A 24,454-nucleotide genomic window follows, 5' to 3' on the forward strand; every position below is an offset into this window, starting at 1 on the left:
TATTCAAGAAAGGTTTTCAATGCTGACAAAAATCAACCACATCGGCATAGCCGTCCAATCCCTCGCCGACGCCATCCCCTTCTACCGCGACAGCCTCGGCATGGCCTTCATGGGTACCGAGGACGTCGCCGAGCAGAAGGTTACCGTCGCCTTTTTCCAGATCGGCGAATCGAAGATCGAGCTCCTGGAACCCTCGGCCGACGACAGCCCCGTGGCGAAGTTCATTGAAAAGAACGGTCCCGGCATCCATCATATCGCCTACGAAGTGGAGGACATCGAAGGAGCCATCGCGAAGCTCGTTGCCGACGGCGCCCGGATGATCGACAGCTTGCCGAGAAACGGCGCCCACGCCGCCCGTATCGCCTTTATCCACCCCAAGACGAGCCGCGGGGTCCTGACCGAGCTCTGCCAGATGGGGCATTAAGGGGTTAAAACCTTTACAGGCCTGACTTTCCGGGTTTTTTTTCTTGACTTTCCCTTGAAACTTACTATAGTGTGCCTAAAATTTTAAAACAGCATTTTGCAATTTTACTCTTTTGCAGCAAAAACGTAACAAGATCGTAATGTTCATCAAGCAGCACCTGATGATTTCGCACCGATGGCATCGTGGCCCACGCACTTTGCCATTGACAGCAAACAACTAATAAGTAGAATCTCACCCTTGACATGAACACACAGGTGCCGATGTCTACACGCCATTCTCACTTTATTGCATGCACTCACGCGGCCGCCGGGCTTTCCCCGGAGGTAGTGCGCGTCATTTGAAAGACCCCTTTTTCCCCTCCCTGAGAAGGGCGAAAAGGGTTTTTGTTTTTGGAGGGGGTACTCAGCCAGTTACGTCTGGACATTTCTCTTGAGAAAGGTGGTGATCGACGAAACGGCAGAACAGAGCACTACTTTTGGCAACACCACTCTCACTTGCAGTTTTTATCACCAATGAAGGAGGCAACTGATGAAAAAGAAGCTTTTGGTAGCAACCGCCGCCTGCGCCCTGTCCGCTGCGACGGCAGTTCCGGCCCTGGCGCTGGAGAACGAGTTCCATGGCATGTTCCGGGTGTTCGGGTATGTAAACAACTTCGGCACAGGCACGGGCGGACAAATCATTCCCGTTGATAACGCTTCCACCCGCAGCTACGTGGAGCAGCGGGCCCGCCTCATGTACATCGCCAAGGCCAACGACGACCTCAAGCTGGTGACCCACTTCGAGATCGACTCCCGCTGGGGTGACTCAGCCTATGGCACGGGACGCAACTCCGGTGGCGGACTCGGCGCCGACCAGACCAACCTCGAGACCAAGAACGTCTACCTGGACTTCAATATCCCCTCCACCGCCATCAACGCCAAGGTCGGTGTTCAGCCCTGGATCGACTCCTACGGCGGAATATTGGTCAACGCCGACATGGCCGGCGCCCTCGTATCCGCCAAGTACGCCGGGTTCACCAACTCCCTCGGCTGGTTCCGGTTTAATGACAGCGGAACCCTCCCCGGCAAGGCAACCCGTGATTTCTTGAACCTTGACTCCAAGTACAACCTGACCAAGGACATCAAGGTTGGCGGCTCCTATTACCTCCTGACCGACGACCGCGCAGCAGACAATACCTACACCCACATGGTCGGCCTGAACGGCGAGTTCAATCTCGCCCCCGTCACCCTGGGCGTCTTCGGCATGTACCAGTTCGGCGACACCCCGGGCACGGGCACCGATCTCTCCGCCTTTGCCGCCGGCGCCACCCTCAAGGCCAAAGCCGGCATCGGCACCTTCAAGCTCGCCGCCCTCTACACCTCCGGCGACAAGAGCACCGGCCCCAACGACGACAGCAGCGCCTTCCAGTCCATATCTTCGGCTGCCAGCGAGAACAGCTTCTACGCTGCCGACATGCAGATCATGCTCCGCAACAAGTACAACATCAACTCCGACCGGTCTATCGTCAACACCTTCAACAACAACAACCAGGGTTTCATCGGCGGCTTCGTCGGCTATGACGCCAACATCACCCCCAAGTTCTTCGCGAACGTGAACGCCGGCTTTGCCGCCGCCGCCAACAACGACGGCGATAACTACCTGGGCACCGAAGTGAACGCCGAAGTGGGCTACAAACTCTTCGACAACATGACCGCCAGCATCCAGGGTGCTTACTTCGTCCTGGGCGACTACTATGATGAAGGCGCAACAGAAGACGCTGACGATCCCTATCAGGCCCGCGTCATGCTGAACTACGCGTTCTAAGTGTCAACGGTCCCATTGCGGGAAGGGCCTGCCCTTCCCCAACGGACCAGTTGACATCGGAACGCCGGCTGGTTTACTTGAAGACACACGCAGATTCAATTATCCGTATCGGAGGTAACCCAATGAAAAAAATGGCCGTTATGGTTATGGCAGCCTTCATGATGTCGGCTACCATGCCGGTTCTCGCTGCAGAAATGACCAAGGAAGAGAAAGATCAGTGCCTCCTGGCGTCCAAGAACTGCGCCACCGAGGTCGATACCCTCCAGAAGAAGATCAAGAAGCTCAACGCCGAGATCAAGAAGGGGAAGAAGGTCTACTCCGCCGAAGATCTCAAGAAGCTGGACCAGAAACTGGAAGAAGCCAACAAGATGCTTGATGATATCATGACCGGCACCGGTGGCGGCGGCAACTAAGCCGTCCCGCACCAGCAGTACCCCGAGGGGAGAGGCGACTCTCCCCTCTTTTCGTTGCGGCGTGCTCTGGCGCAATCCGATCGACGACTAATGCTTTGACATGGTGGTGGCGGTTTGCAATAATTCTTCAGATTCGCCCCGGCACGCTGTTGGCCGAAATCGTCAAAACGGCATAGAGATTCGCCAATCTGAACCGGCGGGCCCCCATCGAGCGCAGGCGGTTGGCCGACCCAAACTATTCAGAGGTGAATGGCAGCAAGACAGGAGGCTGTACATGCCGAAGAAAAAATATCATTTCGCAGTCCTTATAGAACAGGATGAGGATGGGTTGTATGTCGCTACGGCGCCGGCGCTGCCAGGCTGTCATACCCAGGCAAAGACCCTTTCGGAACTTGACGAAAGAATCAGAGAAGCCATCGCGCTCTGTCTTGACGTTGAACAGAACAAGAACAGCATCCCCCAGAATACGTTTATCGGTGCTCATCAGCTTGAGCTGGCGGTATGAGCAAGTTGCCGATTATTTCTCCCGAAGGCATGGCAGCAATCCTTCTCCTGCTTGGCTTTGAAAAGATCAGACAGAAGGGTAGCCACTGTTTTTACAGCCATCCGGACGGCAGATGCACGGTTATTCCTTTCCACAAAGGCGAAGACCTGGGAAGAGGATTGATCCGGTCAATTCTTCGGGATACGGAAATCTCCGTTGACGATTATTTGAGGCTGAGAACGAAACGCTGATCCGTTACTGAACACCCGAGTAACAAAGCCTCCAGGAGCAATGATGAAAAAACTTTCTTTTCTCTGCGTAATGCTACTTGCGGCCCTCATGATTGCCTCCCCCCTTCTTGCCGCCCAGATCAGGGTCTACGTGTCGGAGTTTGCGGTGACCGGCGCCACCAACAAGGATGAGCTCAAGACAACGCTGCAGACGCTGTTCGCGTCGCGCCTGAGCACCGATTCGGTGCTGTCGGTGGATTCCCCGGTGGGGGCCGACGTGCTGGTGAAGGGGAGCTACATCGCCTTCGGCAAGGTCTTCAGCCTCGACGCAGTGGCCAAGGACCCGAGCGGCCGGGTCATCGCCCGGGCCTTCCAGCAGGGAGAAAGCCAGGACGAGCTGATACCCGCCGCCGGCAAGCTGGGCCAGAGCATGGCGGCCGAGATCGCCGCCAAGGTGAAACCAGGGGTGGTGATGGTTCCGCAACCGGCAGCGGTCGCAGCCCCCGTGGCGGTTCCCGCCTCCGATGTGGTGCGGCCGTCAACGTCCCAGCCGGCGTCGGATGTGGTGAAGGCATCCACCACGAGTGACATCGTCAAACCCCAGGAGCTTACCCGGACCGCGTCGGGGGGATGGATGAGCCAGCGGCTGTCAGGCACTCTCATCGGCATCGCCCCCGGCAAGGTGGCGAGCGACGGGACGCGGGAATTCTACATGGCCGACGAGCAGGCCCTGCGCCTCTACCGCAAGGCCGACGTTCTGAAGCTGGTGGCCGAGGTGGCCTTTTCGCCGCGGGAGCGGGTGCTCGGGGTCGATTCGGCCGACCTGGACGGTGACGGGACCCCCGAGGCCTACGTGACGATCATGGACGGCGAATCTCTCTCATCCCAGGTGTGGGTGGCTGCCAAGGATTCCCTCAAGCGGGTTGCGACCAAGCTCCCCTATTACTTCCGGGGGATCGCCCTTGAGGGGAAGGACCACAAGATCTACGCCCAGCAGATGAGTTCCGACAAGGATTACTACGGCGATGTCCACGAACTGGTGAAAAACGGCGACCGCTTCGAGCTGAAAAACCCCTTCCAGCTTCCCCGCTTCGGCTATCTGTACAACTTCAACCGGTTCCGCGACGCGGCGGGGAACAGCAACACCGTGGTCATCAACGACGACGGCTACCTCATCGTCTATTCCGCCACCGGTGAGGAGCTGTGGCGGAGCGCCGACAAGTTCGGTGGCTCGCAGACGTACTTCAAGCGGGAAGACCTGGCCAACGTCCGGACCTCCGGCGACCCCTTCCGCTGGGTCTTCCTGGAGCAGCGGATCACGGTAACGCCGGCGGGCGAGGTTGTCGTGCCGAAGAACGAGGGAATGTTCGTCATCGGCAACAACCGCGCCTACAAGAAGAGCAGCGTCTACGCCTTCGCCTGGAACGGGTCGTCCCTGGACGAGATCTGGCACACCAAGCAGAGCCAGAACTACCTGGCCGACTACCTCTATGACACCGACCGCAAGGAGCTTGTGGCCCTGGAAGTGGTGAAGAAGGAAGGGCTCCTGGACAAAGGCGCCAGCATGGTGGCGGTGAAGAGGGTAGAGTAAGTAACCTTTACCGCTGACGGAACCTCGGAATACCGGGAAAGGGGGTGCTCATGTGCCCCCTTTTCCGTTGGTCTTCGTGGATATAATTGATTGACATCAGAACTCTATACTGCTAGGATTTCCCGCGTTTTGCGCGTTTTTTCACTATCTTCCGCACCACCGAACCGAGAATACCGTTGACGAATCCCGCTCCCATAGAAGCCCCTCTCCCCAAGGGGGTCACCGACTTTCTCCCCGAAAAGGCTGACAAGATCGGCTACATTGAGGGGAAAATCCGCAGGGTGTTCGAGCTCTGGGGCTTCCGCCGGATCATCACCCCGCTCCTGGAGTTCCAGGAGGTAATGGCCGCCGGCCTCGGCGAGGAGCTCAGGGAAAAGACCTTCCGCTTCGATGACCGGCAGACCGGCAAGCTCCTTGCCATCCCGTCCGACATCACCCCCCAGGTGGCCCGCATTGTTGCAACGCGGATGCGGGGGTATCCCCTCCCCCACCGCCTCTATTACAACGGCCGGGTGCTCCGGCATGTGGAACTCCAATCGGGCCGGAGCCGCGAGACGTTTCAGGCCGGTGTCGAGCTGATCGGCCTCGACTCTCCCGAGGCCGACGCCGAGATGGTGGCCATGGCGGTGGAGATCCTCAAGGGGCTGGGGTTCGAGGAATTCAAGGTGGATCTGGGGCATGTGGGTTTCATCCGCGGAGTGATGGCAGCCTCGGGCCTCGGTGACGATGCGCGCCGGAGGCTCCAGGAGGCGGTCGGCAAGAAGGACTCGTCGGCGGTCAGGGTTATTCTCGAAACCGAACCGATCGCGGACCGGGTTAAGGATGAGCTTGCTGCCTTGCCGCGGCTCTTCGGGGGGCGCGAGGTTCTGGCCGAGGCGGCGCGGGTGGTGACCACTGATTCCTCTCGCCGGGCCCTGGACAACATCGCCCAGGTGCTGGACATCCTGGACATACATGGCGTTTCCGACCACCTCACCCTGGACCTGGGCGAGATCCGGGGGCTTGACTACCACAGCGGCCTCACGTTCGAGGGATTTGTGACGGGGATGGGCGAGGCGGTCTGCAGCGGCGGACGCTACGACAACCTGACGGAGCGCTACGGGTACCCGGCGCCCGCCACCGGCTTCGCCTTCAACATTCTCACCCTCCTGAACGCCCTGGAGAAGCGGCCCGACGTGGAGGCGAGCAAGACCCGCGACCTCCTCATCTTCAATCTCAGGGACGAACGCCGGGAGGCCCTGGAAATCGCACAGCACCTGCGGGCATTGGGCTATTCCACGGCCCGCGACATTATTCGCAGAAGCTTTGACGATTCCCTGGAGTATGCCCGGCGGATGAATATCCTCAGAATGATGGTAATCGGCGGCGACTACTGTGCCGCCGACGAAGTATACGTGGTACAGGTGGCAGACAAACAGGGGACAGCCGTCAAGAAGGCCGACCTCATGCGGAACGATTTTTCGCTCAATACCCTTCCCTGACAAGGAGAAGAAAATGGCAAACGTGGTAGTGGTTGGCGCCCAGTGGGGCGATGAAGGAAAAGGCAAGGTTGTCGACATCTACACCGAGCACGCGGACGACGTGGTCCGCTACCAGGGGGGGAACAACGCCGGCCACACGCTCGTGGTGGATGGCGAAAAAACCATCCTGCACCTGATCCCGTCGGGGATTCTCCATGAGGGGAAGCGGTGCGTCATCGGCAACGGCGTGGTGCTCGACCCCGAGGTCTTCATCATGGAGATCACCCGCCTGAAGGAGAAAGGACGCCTGAAGGACGACAGCGCCCTGCTGGTCAGCGAGTCGGTCCACATCATCATGCCGTATCACAAGAGGATCGACCTGGCCCGCGAAGCCAAGAGCGGCGACAAGAAGATCGGCACCACCGGCCGGGGGATCGGCCCCACCTACGAGGACAAGATCGGCCGTCGCGGAATCCGCCTCATGGACCTGCTCGATCCGGAGATCTTCGCCCGCAAGCTCCGGGAGTATCTGGAGGAGAAGAACTTCATCCTCGAAAAGATGTTCGGCGAAGAGCCCCTCTCTTTTGACGAAGTCTACACAACCTACAGCGGCTATGCGGAAATCCTCCGAAAGTACGTGGCCAACACCTCCCTGATCCTCCACAAGGACATCGAAGCAGGTAAAAAGCTTCTCTTCGAGGGGGCCCAGGGGACCTTGCTCGACGTGGATCACGGCACCTATCCGTTCGTCACCTCATCGTCCACCTGCGTAGGCGGAGCCTGCACGGGAACTGGGGTGAGCCCCCGGGAGATTCACGAGATCATCGGCATCTCCAAGGCCTACGTGACACGGGTCGGCAGCGGCCCCTTCCCCACCGAACTTCTCGACGCCGAGGGCGAGAAACTGCGTCAGGCAGGGAACGAATTCGGCTCCACCACCGGACGGCCCCGGCGCTGCGGCTGGTTCGATGCCATGGTGGTCCGCTTCGCCGTACGAGTAAATGGGCTCACCGGCGTTGCGCTCACCAAGCTTGATGTGCTGAACGACTTCGACACCATCAAGATCTGCACCGGCTACACTTACGAGGGGAAGCCCGTCGAGGACCTGCCGGCCAACCTGGCGGTATTCGAGAAGTGTCAACCGGTCTACGAGGAGATCCCCGGCTGGAAGTGCGACATCAGCGGCGCCCGCCGCTTCGAGGATCTTCCGGAGAAAGCACGGCAGTATGTGCACCGGCTCGAAGAGCTGACCGGCTGCCCCATCGTACTCGTCTCGGTGGGCCCCGGTCGCGACCAGACCATGATTCTCCGCAACCCGTTTGCGTAATAAATTGTACGTTTCGAGATTTTTTTCTTGACGCATTTCAGCAGGTCTGATAAAAACAGTTTTCTCTTTGAGAGCCGCTAGCTCAGCTGGTAGAGCACCTGACTTTTAATCAGGTGGTCGTTGGTTCGATCCCAACGCGGCTCACCATTTACACACCACGGACCCGGTTGATTACTCGACCGGGTCCTTTTCCCTTAGTCCCCATCGTCTAGCCCGGCCCAGGACACCGCCCTTTCACGGCGGCGACGACGGTTCAAATCCGTCTGGGGACGCCAAATGTCAAAAAGGCCGCCTTTCTCCGGAAAGGCGGCCTTTTTTGTAAACCTCAAACCCCATAACTGCAAACAATTTCACCGCCTGAACCCCCCATTGATGACGGGGGTCGGGCCGTCGCGGGATCTGGAGAATATCTAACCGGACACCTCTGAGACCCAGGCGGCCTTCGGAAACAGGATGTTGTTTTCCATGTGCACATGCTTGTGGAGATCACCTTCGAACTCCTTGAGCATATTGTACGTTATCACGTACGTGTTACAGACATCATCCGGCATCGCATACCCCTTCGCCAGATTGCGGATTGTCTGGAGCGCTTCGCCAATCTTGGTGTGGTCCTGCTGGAGGCTGGCGAGGCATGTCTTGATCGCGTTGAGATCCTTCGTCTCCGGAGTTTTGCCCGCCTTTCTGGTTGCATCTATCCGCTTGATGGCCGGAAAAAGCACCTCCTCCTCTTGGCGGAGATGGGACGCCATGTCGGTTGCAATCGTGTCGTAGATGGCAGCGATCCTGATCACCTCGGGATGACGGGCGCCATGAACCTCGGCTATCTTGTGGGTGTATGCCGCAATTTGCCCAGTATTCTCTTTGAGATAGGCGTGGTGGGTGTTGAGGATGTAGTCGGAAAGGAACGAAAGCCCCCACGACGCGTAGTCCTGGCTCCGCCCGATCGGCTCGCTCCTGACCGCCTCGATCTCCCGCCCGATCGAGGCGGGATCGATGCCCTTTTCCCGGCAGGCCACCGAGAGCGGAACCTTGCCGCCGCAACAGAAATCGATCCCGTATTTCGCGAAAACCTTCGAGGTCCGGTAATCTGCGGCGACGATCTCTCCGATGGTTTTCATGGATGTATCCTCTGCCTTTGCCGTCCGTAGTGCGCTTTCAGCCCTATCGGTCTTCTTCATCTGTGTTGTATCCTCTGCTGAACAGCCGGACCAGACCGCCGTAGCGGCAAGAAGAAGCACTGTCAGGCTGCTCCTCAGTAGAATTGTCATTGTCATTGATTTTCTCCTTTTGATCAATATCACGGGACACGTGATAACGACAGGAATCATGTAACTCGCCATTCTCCTCTTACCTGTCGTTCCCGCTGATGTATCGCAGGAATCTCCTCCTTCCACACATTCGGAACTACTTACGGGCAAGCTTTAAAATGCCCGGAATTTCCCTTTGCATGTCGGTCGCGTCAATCTTAGCTCCCTGGAGCAGCGCACCCCAGCTCTTTGCCCTGCTTTAGGCGACCCAAAGGTCCTCTGGAGAGGTCCCGTTTTGCTTCTTCATTACAATCGTTTTCTTCTCGACGTTAAATACGTGGGCAAAGAAGGAGTTTTGCGTTGTTGCCAGAAAATAGGGGATCGGCCACCATGGGGCGGGCGGGCGCTTATCACCGGGCATCTAGAATCATATCCGACAGGGTTTGAAGGTCTTTGACTCAAGTCAAAACACCTTCATCTTAGCCGAGGGGCGTGTCGCCATGGACCTGCAAACACTTTTTGTCATCGTCATCGCAATCTGCACGATTTCAAATATTGTGGGGATACGAAAAGCGCTCAAGGTGGAGCCGGCAGAGGCCCTGGGGGGATAAGCGGTAGAGGTGAAAATTTGACAAAGATATACGGGAAGGGGGAGACGGCAACCTCGGCCATGGGGGGACATGAGAAAGCCCTCCCGCGCCGTGCGAAAGGGCTTGTCATGGTGCGACGAGGACCGTCTGATCATTGATGCCGTCAGGCAAACTGGTTGTAAAACTCCTTCACCTTGACGAGGTACTCGCGGGTTTCACGGGGCAGGAGATGGGGCTTGCGGTCGACGTTGCCCGGCCCCCAGTTGTAGGCGGCGAGGGCCTTGTCCACATTTCCGTTGTAACGGGCCAGAAGGTCCTTGAGGAATTTCGTCCCCGCCATGACGTTCTGTTCGGGATCAAAGGAGTTGGTGACGCCAAGCCCCCGGGCGGTGGCCGGCATGAGTTGCATGAGCCCCTGGGCACCTACCCGGGAAACGGCGTTGGGGTTGAAGTTGCTCTCCGCCTTGATGACCGCCTTGATGAGTCCCACTTCGACGCCGTAGCGGCGAGATGCCCGACTGACGACATCATCGAGCCAGTTGCCACTCTTCTTCTCCTCAATGGGATGGGAGACAGCGGCAGCACCAGCAGGGGCAGGGGCAGGGGTTTCGGAAGCATCCGGGGGCGTCGGGGCGGCGGCGGGTTCACGACCGTTCTCGGCGAAACTCTTGAGCATGAGCTCCACGGCGCGCCCCATGACCGGCGGGCTCTCCCCTCCTTCGGCATCGCCCAGGGAAAAAGCGCTCCGCATCATGTCAAGACGCATGAGCTCCGCAGCCGCAGCCAGCGAGGCACGCGTTCCGGCCCGGGGCGCCGCACCGGCCGCCAGAAGTTCGTCGAACACGAGGCCGCTGACGGCTTCACGGAGGGCAGCCCGATCGGCCTGGGGTTTAGATTCGGGGGTAGCGGGGCGATTGATGAGAGTATCGATGAGCATACCCAGGTCTTATGCAAAAGACGTGGAAATTGTATCGAGTCTCCGTTTTTTTAATTTTTCGATGAGGGTGGTCCGCTTGAGGTTCAGGAGAAGAGCGGCCTCTTTCTTGTTTCCGCCGGTCTTCTTGAGGGCCTGGAGGATGAGGTTGTTTTCGAACTCTTCCACCACGGTATTGAGGCAGATGCCCGAGTCGGGAAGGGCCATGCTTTCCGAGGGAGGAGCTATGGTGACGCCGGTGAACTTTTCGGGGAGGTCCTTGACGCCGATGGAGCCGAATCCCTTGAGGATGACGAGGCGCTCCACGAGGTTCTCCAGCTCGCGCACGTTGCCCGGCCAGTCATAGTGAGAAAGAAACTCCATGGCGTCGGAGTCGATCCCCTTCACCTTGCTCTTCTTGTTGCGATTGAAGTGCTCAAGGAACGAGTTGACCAGGAGCGGAATGTCGTCCTTGCGCTCCCGGAGCGGCGGAATGAAGACGGGGATGACCGAAAGACGGTAGTAGAGGTCTTCGCGGAACTGCTTGATGGCGACGAGCTTCTCCAGATTCTGGTTGGTGGCGGCAATGATCCGGACGTCGATCTTCTTGGAGCGGGTGGCCCCCACCGGCTCAAGCTCCCGGTTCTGGAGCACCCGCAGGAGCTTCACCTGGAGGTTCGGTTTCATGTCGCCGATTTCGTCGAGGAAGAGCGTTCCCCGGTCTGCCATCTCGAAGCGGCCAATCCGGTTTGCCACGGCACCGGTGAAGGAGCCCTTGACGTGGCCGAAGAGCTCGCTTTCGAGGAGTTCGTCGGGAATGGCGGCGCAGTTGACCGGGACGAAGTTGCGCGACTTCCGATTGCTCAGATCGTGGACAGCCCGGGCAACAAGCTCCTTGCCGGTTCCCGACTCTCCCTGAATAAGGACGGTGGCGTCGGACTCGGCCACCTTCTCGATCAGCTCGAAGAGGGAAAGCATCTTGGCGCTTTCGCCGATGATGTTGGGGAGAAGAGCGCGGTTCTTGATGGCCGGTTTGGCCCGGTAGGTCTGGCTCTGGAGCGACTGATGCTCGAGGCCCCGCTTGACGTGGGTTTCGAGCTCGTCCAGGTTGAAGGGCTTTTCCAGGTAGAAAAAGACCCCTGCCTTGAGGAGGTTGGAGGCCATCTCGTAGTTGCCGAAGGCGCTGTAGGCGATGATGACGGTGCCGGGACGCATGGCCTTCAGTTTTTTGACGAATTCGAGGCCGTTCACCCGCGGCATCATCAGATCGGTGATGACGAGATGAACCTCCTCGGTTTCCAACTTGTCGAGGGCGTCCTGGCCGTCGCAGGCCTGGACCACGTCGTACCCCTTGTACTTGAGGAACGCGGCTACAAAATCCCGGGTCTTCTTGTCGTCGTCAGCAATGAGCAGTCGCGGTGTATCCATGGTCTCCTCGGGGCAGGCGGGTGTCCAGATCGTGATCCTCTCGGTGCGGACGCCATAGTAGTCATAATCCTGACAAAAGTCAACAAAATGACGACCACCAATAAAATATTTTCCCGGCGAAAACCCCTGAAACGACTTTTATCTCACCCCCCTTCCCACCCCCCGCAAGAGCCCTCCGACGCATCTCTCTGCGTCAGTCCGCAACACCACCGTGTCAATTTTCACGCAAGCTCCGTAACCCATTGAGAAATCACATGAAAAAAATTGCTAAAATTTTCGTTAGTTGAGCCGATGAATATAAATGCACGGTCTTTGCGGATCAAGGAGTTCGCCGGAGCTTCAGATCGCCTCGGCATGGGGTGCGTGACCGAATCACGAGAACACTCTTTGCATGGGGCAGAGCGATGCCTCCCTCCGCGGGCGTCCGTCGAAGAGACAATTTCCGATCTGCCGGAACAGATAAGGAGGAAATGAACCATGGAAACAGCGCTGCAGACGAGGGTGGAGGAGTCCCGGAACGAACTGATCCAGCTCGTGAGCTTCAAGCTGGAGCATGAGGAGTACGGGGTGAACGTCCTGAAGGTCCGGGAAATCATCCGGATGCCGAGCATCACCCGCGTTCCCAACACCCCCCACTATATCGAGGGGGTCATCAACCTGCGGGGCAAGGTAATCCCCATCATCTCCATGCGCAAACGATTCAACCTTCCCGATGGGGAGATCAGCAGCCAGACGCGGATCATGGTCATCGACATGGAAGGGGAGCTGATGGGTTTCGTGGTGGATGCGGTATCCGAAGTGATCCGGATCGCCGAAAGCGAGATTCAGCCTCCGCCGGCGGTGGTCAACAGCGCCGTGGAGCAGGAGTGCCTCGCGGGGGTCATCAACCAGACTGATCGCCTCCTTTTCTTCCTGAACCTGGAGAAGCTCATCTCCCGGGACGAGCGGCACCTGTTCAGCGGCATGATGTGACATTGCACGGCGCCGCCGGCAGCACAATGCGCCGCGCCGCCCACCTATTCACGTTCGTGAGGAGCAGCACATGGCAATAGAGTGCGAAGACCAGGAACTTCTGGAAGGATTTTTGACCGAGACGGCAGAGCTGCTCGAAAAGCTCGACGACGACCTGGTTGCCCTGGAAAAGGCCCCGTCGGACACGGAGCTCATGAACGGCATCTTCCGGTCGATCCATACGGTGAAAGGGGCCTCGAGCTTCCTCGGATTCGAACTTCTCGTGAAGGTCACCCACAAGACCGAGGACGTTCTGAACCGCCTGCGCCGTGGGGAGCTGGAGGTGACGCCGGAAATCATGGATGTGATCCTGGAGGCGGTGGACCTGGTGAAGCTCCTGGTGAGCGACATCAAGGGGGGGGACATCGTCGAGCGGGAGCTCGACGAAACCATCGGCAAACTCCTCCCCTTCCTGTCGGACAACGCCAAAGAAGCGACGGTCCTGAAGCCAACGGCCCCCGCGACCCCGGCTGCAGCGCCCGAGGGACAGGTGGCCGAACCGTTGCCGCAGGAGTCGGCAATGCAGGCACCTGCGGAGCCGTCGCCCGCCCAGGAAACGGCACCGGTCAAGGCCGCCACGCCGCCTCCCCGTGCCCAGGCGGCCCCGCCGCCGGCCCCCCGCGACGACAAGAAGGGGGACGACCTGACGGACAACTCCACGGTGCGGGTCGACGTGAAGCGGCTCGACGACCTCATGAACCAGGTGGGGGAGCTGGTCCTGGAGCGCAACCGGATGATGCAGCTCAACACCGATTTCCACGGCGGCAGCGATGAAACCTCCTTTGGCGAGGAGTTCGGCAAGCTCTCCAAGCGGATCAGTTTCGTCACCTCCGAGCTTCAGATGCAGGTCCTCAAGATGCGGATGATCCCGGTGGAGAAGGTCTTCAAGAAATTCCCCCGCATCGTGCGCAACCTTGCCCGGGACCTGGGCAAGGAAGTGGATCTCCTGGTCCTTGGCGAGGAAACCGAACTGGACCGCTCGGTGGTGGACGAGATCGGCGATCCGCTGATCCACCTGATCCGCAACGCCCTGGACCATGGCCTGGAGACCCCTGACGAACGGGTGGCCGCCGGCAAACCCCGCAAGGGGAACCTGATCCTCTCGGCGGCCCACGAGGGGAACCAGATCGTTATCAGCATCAAGGACGACGGCAAGGGGGTCGACACCGAGAAGGTGGCGAGAAAGGCCCGGGAGAAGGGGCTCATCACCGACGAACAGCTGGCCGCCATGGGACAGCGGGAGATTCTGGATCTCATCTTCCTCCCCGGCTTCTCCACCAAGGAGAAGGCCACGGACCTCTCGGGCCGCGGCGTCGGCATGGACGTGGTCCGGACCAACATCAAGAAACTGAACGGCATCATCGATATCCGCAGCGAGCCGGGACAGGGGTCCGAGTTCATCCTGAAGCTCCCCCTCACCCTCGCCATCATCCAGTCGCTTCTGGTGGAGGTGGAGGGAGAGACCTATTCGGTCCCCCTGGCGGCAGTTCTGGAGACCCTCCGGGTGGAGGAACAGGAGTTCCACACCATCGGCGGCCAGGAGGTGCTCAAGCTGCGCGACTCGGTGCTCCCCCTCATGCGGCTGCAGAAGATCTTCAACGTGCAGCCCAGCGAGCGGAGCCGCACCGCCTGCTACGTGGTCATCGTGGGAGTTGCGGAGAAGCGGGTCGGCCTCGTGGTTTCACGGCTCCTGGGTCAGCAGGAGGTGGCGATCAAGTCCCTCGGCAAGTACCTGGCGAACCTCCCCGGCATCGCCGGCTCCACCATCCTCGGCGACGGGCGGGTAACGCTCATCATCGACCCGGCGGGGCTTTTGGAAAACAGCGACGGAAGCGGCGGCGGACGCCTCGCAGCCTGATCGGCAGACCACGGACACGAAACACACCGGATGAAGGGACACGTGTGAAACTCTCTGACAAGGATTTCGAGGTCTTCAGGGACTTCATCTACAACCACTGCGGGATATACTTCCACACAAGCAAGAAATATTTTCTGGAAAGCCGTCTGGCCCGTCGGATAGAGGCGACCAATTCACCGAGCCTCATGGCGTATATGGGACTTGTGAAGAACGGCCCCGGGAAATCCGACGAACTGCTGAAGCTCCTGGACGAGATCACCACCAACGAAACCTGCTTCTTCCGCAATCCTCCCCAGCTCAAGGCCCTGGAAAACGTCTTTCTCCCCGAGATCGTGGCGGCCAAGGGAAAGATCGGCTTCCGCAAGCTCAGGATCTGGAGCGCCGGCTCTTCATCGGGCGAGGAGGCCTACACCATGGCCATGATCCTCCTGGAGAAGCGGGCCACGATCCTCAAGGACTGGATCATCGAGATCGTGGGGACCGACATCAGCGAGACGGTCATCGCCCAGGCCCGGGAAGGGGTCTACAACGCCTACGCCGTGCGCAACACCCCCGACTTCTACAAGAAGAAATACTTCCGCGAGGAGCCGGGAGGACGCTTCGTCCTCTCCCCCGACGTGAAGAAGCTGGTGAGCTTCAGCCACCTGAACCTCTACGAAGACGCGAAGATGGTCTTCATGAAGAGCTTTGATTTCATCTTTTGCGCCAACGTCCTCATCTACTTCGACCTGGCGTCCAAGACCAAGGTGGTGCAGCACTACTACAACAACCTCCAGCCCTACGGCTATTTCTTCGTGGGGCAGTCCGAATCCCTGCACGGCGTGAACGACAAATTCAAGACGGTCCACTTCCCCGGCGGATTTGCCTACAAAAAGTGAAAGGTGGAACGGATAGCGTGGAACAATCGAGCAAAATGGAAAAAGCTGCCGCTCTGATCCAGGGGATGACCGATCTCCCCACCATCCCCGCCGTGGCCACCCAGGTCCTGTCGCTCCTTGACCAGCCCGATGTGGAGATCGACCAGGTGGCTGAACTGCTCCTCACCGACCAGGTCATGGCGGCCCGGGTCCTGAAGATGGTCAACTCGCCCCTCTACCGGCCGGCCACGGTCATCTCTTCCCTCAAGGGCGCCCTGGTCTACCTGGGGCTGCGGCACATCAGGGAGTTCATCCTCACCTGCTCCTTCATCCAGAGCTTCGAGGGGAAGGAGGGGGTTCTCGGGGTGAAGTCGTTCTGGGAGCACTCCTTCGGCGTCGGCATCGTGGCGCGGCTCATCGCCGAGAAAGTGGGGTACCACGATACGGAGAAGGCTTACATCGGCGGCCTCATCCACGACATCGGCGAGGTCTTCCTGAGCTACTACCTGAGGGACGAGTTCCAGAAGGTGGTGGACACGATCAAGGACACCCCCACCCAACTGGTGGAGGCGGAAGAGCGCCTCCTGGGCACGACCCACTGCGAGGTGGGGCTCTGCCTCGCCCGCGAGTGGCATTTCCCCGAAGACTACTGCGAGATCGTCGCCTGCCATCACGCCCCCCGGGAGGCCAAAAACGCGCCGCGGCTCGCCGCCATCGTGAACCTGGCGGATCTTTTCTGTACGGTGCGGAACCTGGACTACGGCGGGAAGGAGTGGACCAGCTTCTCCCTGGCCGACGAGCCGGCCTGGGAGATGATCCAGGGGCCGGGAGCAAAACTGGCAGAGTTCGACGTGGAGCGGTTCTGCTACGAGCTGGACGACCAGGTGGAGGAGATCCAGGAACTGGTCAGGAACATCTTCAAGGACAGGTAAAAGAGTCATGCTTCCGAATCAGGCAAAAAAACTGCGCGTGCTCGTTGTTGACGACTCGTCGTTCATGAGGATGGTGATCCGGAGCGTCCTTGAGAAGGACCCCGCCATCGAGGTGATCGGCGTGGCCGTGGACGGGATCGAGGGGGTGGAGAAAGCCTTGGCCCTCAAGCCGGACCTGATCACCATGGACATCGAAATGCCCCGGCTCGACGGCATCTCGGCCCTCAAACAGATCATGGCCAAGGCCCCCACCCGAGTCCTCATGGTCTCCACCCTCACCTGTGAGGGTGCCAAGGCCACCTTCGACGCCTTGGACGCCGGCGCCATCGACTACATCCCCAAAAACGTCACCGACAGCATAGACGCCCAGAAAACCTTCAAGGAAGAGCTCCTGCGGAAGGTGAAGGGCTCCGCGGGGTCGATCCTCGGCAGGTCCATGGCCTCGACCGTTCCCCCCTCTCGCATCGTGGTGCCGCCGCGGCCCACCGTTGCCCCACGGCCGGCAGGGCAGCGGTACCAGTACGTGGGGATCGGCGCCTCCACCGGCGGACCGGTGGCTGTCCAGGAGGTTCTCGGCCGGATACCGGGCAACTTCCCCCACGGCATCGTGGTGGCGATCCACATGCCGAAGGCGTTCACCGGCCCCTACGCCGAGCGGCTCAACACCAAGTGCTCACTCCAGGTGAAAGAGGCAAAGGCCGGCGACATCATCCAGCCGGGGGTGGTGCTCGTGACGCCGGGGGGAATGCACACGGCGCTGGTTCGCCAGGGGAGCACCGTCGCCGTCCGGACCATCGCCACCGCCGAGCACCCCCAGTATATCTACGTTCCGTCGGTGGATCACATGCTGACCACCTTCGCCGACGCCTGCAACGGGTCGCTGCTGGGAGTCATCCTCACCGGCATGGGAGCCGACGGGTTCAAGGGGATGAAACACCTGAAGACCAGGGGAGGGGGCACCATCGTCCAGGACGAGGCCACTTCCACCATCTACGGCATGCCACGGGCCTGCATCGAGGGGGGGGTGGCCGACTCGGTCCTCCCTCTCACCCAGATCGGCCCCGAAATCACCAAGGTCGCGGGCTAGCGTCGGGCGGTGAGCGCCAGGCCTTCAGGAAGGAGGTGGGCGCGGCACCGGGAGAATCCCAGCCGCTTGAGGCGAAAGAGGAGGAAGGGCGCAGCGAGGGCCGGGCAGCCGGGGAAGAAGAGGGCGATGTCCCCCCCATCGGTCACGGCCCGTCCGGGGTCGGCCAGGATGTGTGGGATATCGGCGGGCGCCACGGGAGTGAACCCCGGGGGCGTGGGAGAAACATGACGGGCGGCGTTCTGCACAGGAGCGCCGCCCGGTTGCGTGGAGGGCCAGAGGGAATTCAGCGCAATGATGACGAAGAGCTTCACGCCCGCGAAGGGGGCCATGCCGTTACCTCCTGCATCCTCACTAGACAGGGGAAAATCCGTTGCATAGAATGGGTTCCGAATCCAGTCACCACAGGAACCCGATGGAAAACCCGCACCTTTTGCCACTGCCGCCCACCCTGGGGGAGATCCGGCCCGTCACCGATCCGCACGAGACGGAGCGCCATCTCTGCCGCCTCGTGGTCCCGGGATCTCTCGCCGACCACGACCTGCAGCGGCGCATCGCCCGACTCCGGGAACGGTTTCGCGTCTACGCCGGCACGATCCCCTTCGGCCTTTGGGGGGAGGGGCTCGCCCTCACGCAGGAAATGCGCGCCACCACCGATCTCCTCCTCCCCCTGGAGGAGGTGCGGAGGGCCTTCCGACGCCTCATCCGCCTCTCCCTCCCTGTCGCGCCGTCCCTCGACGGCACCCCCCTGCAAAGGGCGGCCTCGTGGCTCGACTGCCTGGAACGCCTTGAGCCCCCGTTTCGGGAACGGGACCCCGCCCGGCTTCTGGAGCTGCTCGCGGCCGACGGGGAGCTCCGCACACGTTTCCTCTTCGCCCTCTTCGTCCCCCGCCGCCATGGGGCCAATGCCAACCGCTACCCCGACCAGGGGAGATTTCTGCACCGGTGGCTCGAGGCAAACGTCGGCAAGGGGCGCGGCAGACCGCTTCGCTGTCTCGACGCCGCCTGCGGAGCCGGCGAAGGGACCTACGGCCTGGCCCGGCTCCTGGTAGAGGCAGGATTCGCCCCCGATGGCTTCAGCATCGTCGGCGCCAGCCGGGACCCCCTCGAAATCTTCGCGGCGGCCCATGGTTTTTTCCCCCACGACCCGGCACGGCAGGAGGCCTTCCGCCACCTGAGGGAGGAGCTTCGCATGGCCGGAGCCCTTGAACGTATCCGCTTCACCACCGAAGACCTGACGGCGCAGTCCGCTGGTGCTGATCGATTCGATGTCATCATCTGCAACGGGATTCTCGGCGGACCGTTCATGCATGGGCGGCAGACCCTGGAGCGGGTCGTGGCGGGACTAGTCGACCGCCTGGCGGCGGGGGGGATCATCCTGGCGGCGGACCGCTTCCACGGTGGGTGGAAGCGGGTCGCGCCGCCGGAACTTCTGGGGGAAATCCTTGCCGGGCGGGGGCTGTCGGTGGTGGAGGCCGGCGAGGGGAGAGCAGGAATCAGAGGCGGATAAGGGCGCCCCCCCAGGAGAGCCCGCCGCCAAATCCCATGATGAGGACCAGATGGCCCGACTTGAGGGTGCCGTTGCGGATATTCTCGTCCAGGGCAAGCCCCACCGACGCGGCGGCGGTGTTGCCGTAGCGGTCCAGGTTGAGGAGAAACCGCTCCTTGGCAAGACCGGTCTTTTTGGAAATGAAGTCGATGATCCGGACGTTGGCCTGGTGGGGGATGATGTAGTCGACGTCGCCGACGCTTACCCCCGCCTTGGTGGTGACCTCCTCGATAATCCGCGGGATCACGTCAGTGGCGAAGATGAAGACCTGCTTGCCGGTCATCTTGAAAGTGTTGTCCCGGGCCGCAATGCTCTCGGCGGTGACCGGGGAGCGGGAACCCGACGAGGGAACCTGGATCAGCTCCCAGCCTCCACCGTCACTGCGGATCACGCTCTGGAGGATCCCCCGCTTCTCCTCGGTGGCGCCGAGGATGACGGCGCCGGCGCCGTCGCCGAAGAGGGGGCAGGTCCCCTTGTCCTCGAAGTCGAGGATTTTCGAGTAGGTGTCGGCGCCGATCACCATGACCCGCCGGTACTTGCCGGAGCGGATGAAGTTGTCGGCGGTTTCCACCCCAAAGATGAAGCTGCTGCAGACGGCGTTCATGTCGAAGGCCACGGCGTTTGTGGCCCCGAGGTTTTTCTGGACCATGCAGGCGGTGGCGGGAAGGTACATGTCGGGGGTGGAGGTGCCTACGATGATACAGTCGAGCTCGCCGGGTTCCATGTTGGCCCTGGCAAGGGCACTGCGCGCCGCGCCGGTGGCTAGGTCCGACGTTGCCTCGTCGGGAGAGACGAAGCGCCGCTCCCGGATTCCCGTGCGGGACGCGATCCAGGTGTCGGCATCATCCACGAGGTAGCTGAAAAAATCATTGGGAACGACCCGCTCGGGAACGCACCCGCCTGTTGCCACGATTTCGGCATGAATCATCGCTGCTCCATTCTGACCCGTGATACACGTAAGCCCCCACAGGGGGGGGCCATGCGCTAACTCTTTATTTTATCTCACAGTTTACGCAATTCTGTCAAACCTAATTATCCCGCCGGGCTACCTCTCTTTTCGCCGCTCCACGAGGGCGTCGACAACGGCGAAACACCAGAGGGCCGCGAAACAGGCCAGAAGCACCCGTGCGGCCGGCGCACCGGCGGCGAGCTTCCGGGCGACGGCGTTCGCGTCGACGCTGCCGGCCAACTGGGCCTCCAGGAGCACCGGCCCCATCCCCTTGAGAATCAGGAAAAATGCCCCCAGGAGAAAGATGTTGGAAAGGGCGATGAGGATCCCCCCCTTCACCCGCTCCCCCTTCACGACCTGGCCGAGGCCCGGCAGGACAAAGGCGGAGAGGAGGGCTGCTTTCACGTTCAGTTTCATCGTGTTCCTTTCAGGCTATGGCGATCGGCGCGTCGCTGGACCGCCAAGGGAAATATTCCGTGAATCCGTTGACCGGGCGGGGATTAAGGGGTTGTTGATCCGAGCGAATTCTGCTACTAATGCCACAGCCATGGATTCTAACGCAACGGGAAAACGGCATGAGCGGCTTGTTCCGCTCCTGAAGGATCCGGCCGAAGAGGTGAGGCAGGCGGCTGCCGCTGCCCTGGAGCGCCTTGAGGGGATCGACAGCTTCGCCGAGGTGGCCGAGCTTCTCCGCAAGGGAGACCGGGGAACCAAAGTGAAGGCCATCTACGCCCTCGGAAAGATCGGCGGAGAACGGGTTCTTCCCCCTCTCCTCTACTGCGCCTCCCGTCCCGAGGAGGACATCAAAGGGGCTGCCCTGGAGGTTCTCGGCGCCCTTGCCCATCCCCGGGCATTCCCAGTTCTGGCCCAGGGGCTCCAGGAAACCAGCACGGCCCTTCGGGCCAAGGCCATCGCCGCCCTCGGCAACTACCGGACGCCGGAGGCGGTGCGGCTTCTCATTCCCTTCCTCGACGCCGGCGACGGCTTTCTCGATGCCGAAGCTGCCCTGGCCCTCGGCAGGAACGGCGGCCCCGACCTGGAGGAGCGGCTACTGGCGCTTCTCGACTCACCTCATCCGCAGACCCGCACGGCAGCCGCCACGGCTCTCGGCATGCTCCCCCTCGTGCAGTGACAGGCCCCACGGGGCCGTCGTCCTCATTCAAGGTAGCGGGAAACGTCGATGGCTGCGAGGGCCGGATCCATCACGGCGACGATACCTACCCCCTCCTCCCGCGCCAGGTCTTTCACAACGGGAGACGGCAGGACCCTCCCCAGCCCGTCTTTCACCACCTTCACCACTGGCCGCTCCCCTCCCTGAGATGACGGCCGAAAGACCACCGCAATCTCGTTCGTGTCGAGCCGGACAAGGGTGCCGACGGGGTACCGCCCCAACATCCCCGTGAAGGTTTCCACCAGATCCGGGTCCAGCTGCGTCCCCCCAAGACCTCTGATCATCTCCACGGCCTCCCTGGGGTTCAGGGGAGGCTTGTAGACCCGCAATGTGGTGATGGCGTCGTAACAGTCGGCCACGGCGATGATGTCGCACGAACGCTCGAAGGAGAGATCCAGAGCCCAGGGGGGGTAGCCGGTCCGGTCGAAACCGATATGGTGGCCAAGGACAGCCTGCGCCACGCGGGGGTTGACCCCCTCGATCTCCCCGATGATCCGGGCCCCGTCCTCCGCATGCCGCTTCATCTCCTCGAACTCCGCAGGGGAAAGCTTCCCCGGCTTGTTGAGGATTTTCTTCGCCACCCGCGTCTTTCCCACGTCGTGGAGAAAGCCCGCCATCCCCAGTTCCCGCAACTCCTCTTTTTTCATGTCGAGGGCAGCCCCCAGGGCCATGGCAAGAATCCCCACATTCACACTGTGAAAAAAGGTGTAGTTGTCGTAGTCCTTGATCATGGCGAGCCCCAGAAGCGTTGACGGCTCCCTGATGGTGAGATCTGCCACGCGGTCCACAATGCCCCGGAGCATCTCCGTGCTGGGTATCCGGCCGCTTTCGATGTCGCCAAAGAGGGTGCTGACCACGGTGATCGCCTGCCGGTAGGTGGCCGTCGCGTCGAACTCCTCCTCGGCCTCCTCCTGCCGGAGGTCCTCAAGTTCCACGGTCACATGGGCGCATCCCCGCCGGGCAAGCTCTGCCGCCAGGGCTTCCCCCCGGAGGTCCCGCCGGGACAGGAGGGTCACGAATTCCGTCAGCTCGGAGGGGGCAAGACCACGCTGGAAGGTAACGGCCCGGACCTCCCGGGCCGTGAGGATTTCCACCAACTCATCCACGGAGGCGGTGGGAGTGAAGAAGAGGTGGTGCTCCAGAAACAGGACCCCGTCGAGGATGCCGAGCCGCACGGCGGGCTTCTCCCGGAGCGCCTCCCCCACGATTGTGCAGATTTCGCGCAGGGGCTGCGCAACGGCGGGGTGTGCCTCCGGATAGAGAGTGACCCCCTTGGAGGCGCCCGCGAGAAGGAGAACCACCCGTTGTGCCTGGATCAGGGACAACTCAGCCATGGGATGCTCCGTTCTGTCGCTGTTCTATGGCACGTGCAGCCGCGCCGCAGGCCGTGCCGAGACGCCCTCCCGCCGCCTCAAGCCCCGCGAGGAGGGGAAGCGTCGCCGGATCGCCGATCAGACCAACGACGGCGGCAGCAAGGCACTGAAGCTCCTCCCAGCGTCGCCGGAAAAACAGGGGGCGCCTCCCCAGCAACGCCACAAGGGAAGAGACGGCACTGCGGTCGCCGATTCGGCCGATGGCCGCGAGGGCATCCTTCTTGAGGGGGAGGGTGCGAAGGAAAAGATCCCGCTCCGCCACGACGGCAAAGAGGGGCTCCACCGCCCGGACGCTCCGGAGCGCGCCCAGGGAAACGGCTGCCTGACGCCGGAGGACCGGGTCGCCGGCAGCGCCAAGGCAGTCAATGATTGCCTCCGTCGCGTCGGGGCCGCCGATCCGGCCAAGGCTCCGGAGGGCCTCCCGGCGCACCCGCTCGTCCGGATGACCGAGGCACCGCCGCAACTCCGCCACGCAGCCACCATGGCCGATCTCGCCGAGGATCGCCGCCACCATCTGCACCACGTGCCCGCGCCCGTCCGCAAGGAGCTCTACCAGAAGCGGAGCCCCCTCTTCTCCCACGGCCACGAGCCCCGCAGCCAGGTTTCTGAGGGCGCGGGTCCCTTCGGCGCCACAGAGGCTCGCCACGAGGGGGACCGCAGCCCGGGAGCCAAGCTGGGCGAGGAGCGGGAGAAGTCTGTCGTCCTCCGTGCCGTGCATCGCCTCGAGGCGCTGCACGAGAAAATCGACCATATCCTCTCCCGCCGCCTGGTCGAAGGCAAGGAGCGCGCTGCCCCGCCGGGCGAGCCCCTCCCCTCCGTCGTTGGCCTGCCGCAGCAGGAGATCGAGAAGGGGAAGAAGCCGCTCGAATTCACCGCCAGCCTGAAGCCGGTGGCACTCCTTCACAAAGGCCCGGGCGAACTCCCGATAGCGCTCATCATCGGGCTCCCGCGCCATGAGCGCAATGAGCTCTTCCGGCCCCAGGTCGCCCTCCTCCCCGGCACGTTCGCCACGAGTCTCTTCCATCGGCACAGTGGAGAGCAGCGAGCCGGCATCTGCCCTCCCCGAGGAATCCAGGAAAGCCCCGCCGTCCGGCAGGTCCTCGGCAAAGGAGGGCCCGGAAGAGCCTGCACGGATCTCCTCGATTTCCTGCCGCTTGCGGCCGATGGCCGAGAGATCGATCTCGTTGGCCCAGATGGTCGTGATCCCCCGCCGGGCCATGAGCGCCTCCATGCCACCGGCAGAAGGAACACTCCGGTGGTCGAGGGAAAGAAGGGCGAGAAAGGCCTCCAGGTCCCCCGACGAGAGGTCGGGCAGAAACGCCAGGCGACGGACCCGCCTGATGAAGAGCTCCCGAGCGAGGGACTGGGCCATGGGGTTATCCTCCACCGCTGCTCCCCCGTCGGAAGAGGTAAAGCCACCTTTGCCGACGACCAGCAGGAGAGGTTCCTCTCCAATGGCGTCGTGGAGAGCGCTGAAAGCCAGACGGAGACTCTCCGCCCGCAGCGGATGCCCGGCGGGGTAGAATCCCATCACCTTGTGGGCCCTGTGGAGTTCGGTCAGGGCAGCACCACGTCGGCGGGGGGCACCGTCGTTACCGCTGCAGTGCTGCTCCACACGTTTTACCATCTACTATCTCCTTGAAAACCGGGACGCGCCTGCGACAGGGGCACAGCACCTTTCTCACTGTCAAAGGGACCGCACCGACGACAACTTCCTGACACGGGCTGTCCGCCGGCTCCATTGACAGACGCCCCGAATG

Annotated in this window: 23 protein-coding genes and 2 tRNA genes; 17 read left to right on the top strand and 8 right to left on the bottom strand. The window is 61.4% G+C overall.

Annotation, left to right across the window (positions count from 1 at the left end; translation table 11 throughout):
• The first annotated feature begins 19 nt into the window (after window positions 1-19).
• The 10 genes from mce to RCH91_RS18810 all read left to right on the top strand — a co-directional run bounded on the left by mce (window position 20) and on the right by RCH91_RS18810 (window position 8,007).
• The gene (gene mce, locus RCH91_RS18765; RefSeq protein ID WP_306536521.1) at window positions 20-424 is read left to right on the top strand and encodes a methylmalonyl-CoA epimerase; all 405 of its coding nucleotides are present in this window, start codon (window positions 20-22) and stop codon (window positions 422-424) included.
• 528 nt (window positions 425-952) lie between these two features.
• Entirely contained in the window at window positions 953-2,227 is a 1,275-nt protein-coding gene (locus RCH91_RS18770) for a histidine kinase (protein WP_306536522.1), read from the top strand.
• 122 nt (window positions 2,228-2,349) lie between these two features.
• Entirely contained in the window at window positions 2,350-2,640 is a 291-nt protein-coding gene (locus RCH91_RS18775; RefSeq protein ID WP_306536523.1) for a hypothetical protein, read from the top strand.
• Window positions 2,641-2,914: 274 nt separating this feature from the next.
• Window positions 2,915-3,145 (top strand): type II toxin-antitoxin system HicB family antitoxin, encoded by a 231-nt coding sequence (locus RCH91_RS18780; RefSeq protein WP_306536524.1) that lies wholly within the window; start codon window positions 2,915-2,917, stop codon window positions 3,143-3,145.
• The gene (locus RCH91_RS18785) at window positions 3,142-3,375 is read left to right on the top strand and encodes a type II toxin-antitoxin system HicA family toxin (RefSeq protein WP_306536525.1); all 234 of its coding nucleotides are present in this window, start codon (window positions 3,142-3,144) and stop codon (window positions 3,373-3,375) included. Before RCH91_RS18780 ends, RCH91_RS18785 begins: the two co-directional genes overlap by 4 nt.
• 43 nt (window positions 3,376-3,418) lie before the next feature.
• Window positions 3,419-4,945 (top strand): VCBS repeat-containing protein, encoded by a 1,527-nt coding sequence (locus RCH91_RS18790; RefSeq protein ID WP_306536526.1) that lies wholly within the window; start codon window positions 3,419-3,421, stop codon window positions 4,943-4,945.
• A gap of 176 nt (window positions 4,946-5,121) precedes the next feature.
• Window positions 5,122-6,426, top strand: coding sequence for an ATP phosphoribosyltransferase regulatory subunit (locus RCH91_RS18795; protein WP_306536527.1), 1,305 nt, complete (start codon window positions 5,122-5,124; stop codon window positions 6,424-6,426).
• Between the two features lie 13 nt (window positions 6,427-6,439).
• On the top strand, window positions 6,440-7,732 hold the full coding sequence (locus RCH91_RS18800) for an adenylosuccinate synthase (RefSeq protein ID WP_306536529.1): 1,293 nt from the start codon (window positions 6,440-6,442) through the stop codon (window positions 7,730-7,732).
• 71 nt (window positions 7,733-7,803) lie between these two features.
• Window positions 7,804-7,879: transfer RNA gene (locus RCH91_RS18805), tRNA-Lys, on the top strand.
• A gap of 50 nt (window positions 7,880-7,929) precedes the next feature.
• Window positions 7,930-8,007, top strand: a tRNA-Glu gene (locus tag RCH91_RS18810).
• A 135-nt stretch (window positions 8,008-8,142) separates the two neighbouring features.
• Here RCH91_RS18810 and ric read toward each other — a convergent pair.
• The 3 genes from ric to RCH91_RS18825 form a co-directional block, all read right to left on the bottom strand.
• A complete protein-coding gene (ric, locus tag RCH91_RS18815) occupies window positions 8,143-8,850 on the bottom strand; it encodes an iron-sulfur cluster repair di-iron protein (RefSeq protein ID WP_306536531.1) in 708 nt (235 codons plus the stop codon).
• Window positions 8,851-9,732: 882 nt separating this feature from the next.
• Window positions 9,733-10,506, bottom strand: coding sequence for a lytic transglycosylase domain-containing protein (locus RCH91_RS18820; protein WP_306536534.1), 774 nt, complete (start codon window positions 10,504-10,506; stop codon window positions 9,733-9,735).
• Between the two features lie 9 nt (window positions 10,507-10,515).
• Window positions 10,516-11,910 carry a sigma-54 dependent transcriptional regulator gene (locus RCH91_RS18825; RefSeq protein ID WP_306536536.1) on the bottom strand — a complete coding sequence of 465 codons (1,395 nt, stop codon included), beginning with the start codon at window positions 11,908-11,910 and terminating at the stop codon, window positions 10,516-10,518.
• A 477-nt stretch (window positions 11,911-12,387) separates the two neighbouring features.
• Here RCH91_RS18825 and RCH91_RS18830 point away from each other — a divergent pair, with 477 nt between their 5' ends.
• From RCH91_RS18830 to RCH91_RS18850, 5 genes are all read left to right on the top strand, one after another.
• Window positions 12,388-12,882: a chemotaxis protein CheW gene (locus RCH91_RS18830; protein ID WP_306536538.1), complete on the top strand. Its 495-nt coding sequence runs from the start codon at window positions 12,388-12,390 to the stop codon at window positions 12,880-12,882.
• Between the two features lie 70 nt (window positions 12,883-12,952).
• Entirely contained in the window at window positions 12,953-14,779 is a 1,827-nt protein-coding gene (locus RCH91_RS18835) for a chemotaxis protein CheA (RefSeq protein WP_306536541.1), read from the top strand.
• Between the two features lie 44 nt (window positions 14,780-14,823).
• Window positions 14,824-15,657, top strand: coding sequence for a protein-glutamate O-methyltransferase CheR (locus tag RCH91_RS18840; RefSeq protein ID WP_306536543.1), 834 nt, complete (start codon window positions 14,824-14,826; stop codon window positions 15,655-15,657).
• Between the two features lie 17 nt (window positions 15,658-15,674).
• Window positions 15,675-16,568, top strand: coding sequence for an HDOD domain-containing protein (locus tag RCH91_RS18845; RefSeq protein WP_306536545.1), 894 nt, complete (start codon window positions 15,675-15,677; stop codon window positions 16,566-16,568).
• Between the two features lie 7 nt (window positions 16,569-16,575).
• A complete protein-coding gene (locus RCH91_RS18850) occupies window positions 16,576-17,655 on the top strand; it encodes a chemotaxis response regulator protein-glutamate methylesterase (protein ID WP_306536546.1) in 1,080 nt (359 codons plus the stop codon).
• Here the strand turns inward: RCH91_RS18850 and RCH91_RS18855 are convergent.
• Window positions 17,652-17,984 (bottom strand): hypothetical protein, encoded by a 333-nt coding sequence (locus tag RCH91_RS18855; protein ID WP_306536548.1) that lies wholly within the window; start codon window positions 17,982-17,984, stop codon window positions 17,652-17,654. The two genes, RCH91_RS18850 and RCH91_RS18855, sit on opposite strands and share 4 nt — an antisense overlap.
• A gap of 83 nt (window positions 17,985-18,067) precedes the next feature.
• On the opposite strand from RCH91_RS18855, the gene RCH91_RS18860 reads away from it, so the two are divergent.
• The gene (locus RCH91_RS18860; protein ID WP_306536550.1) at window positions 18,068-19,162 is read left to right on the top strand and encodes a CheR family methyltransferase; all 1,095 of its coding nucleotides are present in this window, start codon (window positions 18,068-18,070) and stop codon (window positions 19,160-19,162) included.
• On the opposite strand, the gene RCH91_RS18865 is transcribed toward RCH91_RS18860, so the two are convergent.
• Entirely contained in the window at window positions 19,149-20,129 is a 981-nt protein-coding gene (locus tag RCH91_RS18865) for a beta-ketoacyl-ACP synthase III (RefSeq protein WP_306536552.1), read from the bottom strand. The genes RCH91_RS18860 and RCH91_RS18865 overlap by 14 nt on opposite strands.
• A 117-nt stretch (window positions 20,130-20,246) precedes the next feature.
• Window positions 20,247-20,567, bottom strand: coding sequence for a hypothetical protein (locus tag RCH91_RS18870; protein ID WP_306536553.1), 321 nt, complete (start codon window positions 20,565-20,567; stop codon window positions 20,247-20,249).
• Window positions 20,568-20,697: 130 nt separating this feature from the next.
• On the opposite strand from RCH91_RS18870, the gene RCH91_RS18875 reads away from it, so the two are divergent.
• On the top strand, window positions 20,698-21,282 hold the full coding sequence (locus RCH91_RS18875) for a HEAT repeat domain-containing protein (RefSeq protein WP_306536556.1): 585 nt from the start codon (window positions 20,698-20,700) through the stop codon (window positions 21,280-21,282).
• 23 nt (window positions 21,283-21,305) lie between these two features.
• Here the strand turns inward: RCH91_RS18875 and RCH91_RS18880 are convergent, their stop codons facing one another.
• Window positions 21,306-22,655 (bottom strand): HD-GYP domain-containing protein, encoded by a 1,350-nt coding sequence (locus RCH91_RS18880; RefSeq protein ID WP_306536558.1) that lies wholly within the window; start codon window positions 22,653-22,655, stop codon window positions 21,306-21,308.
• Entirely contained in the window at window positions 22,648-24,321 is a 1,674-nt protein-coding gene (locus tag RCH91_RS18885; RefSeq protein WP_306536560.1) for a HEAT repeat domain-containing protein, read from the bottom strand. Before RCH91_RS18885 ends, RCH91_RS18880 begins: the two co-directional genes overlap by 8 nt.
• Window positions 24,322-24,454 lie beyond the last annotated feature (133 nt).

Source organism: Geobacter sp. (genome assembly GCF_030834625.1).
Classification (GTDB): Bacteria; Desulfobacterota; Desulfuromonadia; order Geobacterales; family Geobacteraceae; genus Geobacter.

What these genes read in the sequence shown, in the direction of transcription:
- mce (WP_306536521.1), top strand. Translation starts at nt 20, where the DNA reads ATGCTGACAAAAATCAACCACATCGGCATAGCCGTCCAATCCCTCGCC.
- RCH91_RS18770 (WP_306536522.1), top strand. Translation starts at nt 953, where the DNA reads ATGAAAAAGAAGCTTTTGGTAGCAACCGCCGCCTGCGCCCTGTCCGCT.
- RCH91_RS18775 (WP_306536523.1), top strand. Translation starts at nt 2,350, where the DNA reads ATGAAAAAAATGGCCGTTATGGTTATGGCAGCCTTCATGATGTCGGCT.
- RCH91_RS18780 (WP_306536524.1), top strand. Translation starts at nt 2,915, where the DNA reads ATGCCGAAGAAAAAATATCATTTCGCAGTCCTTATAGAACAGGATGAG.
- RCH91_RS18785 (WP_306536525.1), top strand. Translation starts at nt 3,142, where the DNA reads ATGAGCAAGTTGCCGATTATTTCTCCCGAAGGCATGGCAGCAATCCTT.
- RCH91_RS18790 (WP_306536526.1), top strand. Translation starts at nt 3,419, where the DNA reads ATGAAAAAACTTTCTTTTCTCTGCGTAATGCTACTTGCGGCCCTCATG.
- RCH91_RS18800 (WP_306536529.1), top strand. Translation starts at nt 6,440, where the DNA reads ATGGCAAACGTGGTAGTGGTTGGCGCCCAGTGGGGCGATGAAGGAAAA.
- ric (WP_306536531.1), bottom strand. Translation starts at nt 8,850, where the DNA reads ATGAAAACCATCGGAGAGATCGTCGCCGCAGATTACCGGACCTCGAAG.
- RCH91_RS18820 (WP_306536534.1), bottom strand. Translation starts at nt 10,506, where the DNA reads ATGCTCATCGATACTCTCATCAATCGCCCCGCTACCCCCGAATCTAAA.
- RCH91_RS18825 (WP_306536536.1), bottom strand. Translation starts at nt 11,910, where the DNA reads ATGGATACACCGCGACTGCTCATTGCTGACGACGACAAGAAGACCCGG.
- RCH91_RS18830 (WP_306536538.1), top strand. Translation starts at nt 12,388, where the DNA reads ATGGAAACAGCGCTGCAGACGAGGGTGGAGGAGTCCCGGAACGAACTG.
- RCH91_RS18835 (WP_306536541.1), top strand. Translation starts at nt 12,953, where the DNA reads ATGGCAATAGAGTGCGAAGACCAGGAACTTCTGGAAGGATTTTTGACC.
- RCH91_RS18850 (WP_306536546.1), top strand. Translation starts at nt 16,576, where the DNA reads ATGCTTCCGAATCAGGCAAAAAAACTGCGCGTGCTCGTTGTTGACGAC.
- RCH91_RS18855 (WP_306536548.1), bottom strand. Translation starts at nt 17,984, where the DNA reads ATGGCCCCCTTCGCGGGCGTGAAGCTCTTCGTCATCATTGCGCTGAAT.
- RCH91_RS18860 (WP_306536550.1), top strand. Translation starts at nt 18,068, where the DNA reads ATGGAAAACCCGCACCTTTTGCCACTGCCGCCCACCCTGGGGGAGATC.
- RCH91_RS18865 (WP_306536552.1), bottom strand. Translation starts at nt 20,129, where the DNA reads ATGATTCATGCCGAAATCGTGGCAACAGGCGGGTGCGTTCCCGAGCGG.
- RCH91_RS18870 (WP_306536553.1), bottom strand. Translation starts at nt 20,567, where the DNA reads ATGAAACTGAACGTGAAAGCAGCCCTCCTCTCCGCCTTTGTCCTGCCG.
- RCH91_RS18875 (WP_306536556.1), top strand. Translation starts at nt 20,698, where the DNA reads ATGGATTCTAACGCAACGGGAAAACGGCATGAGCGGCTTGTTCCGCTC.
- RCH91_RS18880 (WP_306536558.1), bottom strand. Translation starts at nt 22,655, where the DNA reads ATGGCTGAGTTGTCCCTGATCCAGGCACAACGGGTGGTTCTCCTTCTC.
- RCH91_RS18885 (WP_306536560.1), bottom strand. Translation starts at nt 24,321, where the DNA reads ATGGTAAAACGTGTGGAGCAGCACTGCAGCGGTAACGACGGTGCCCCC.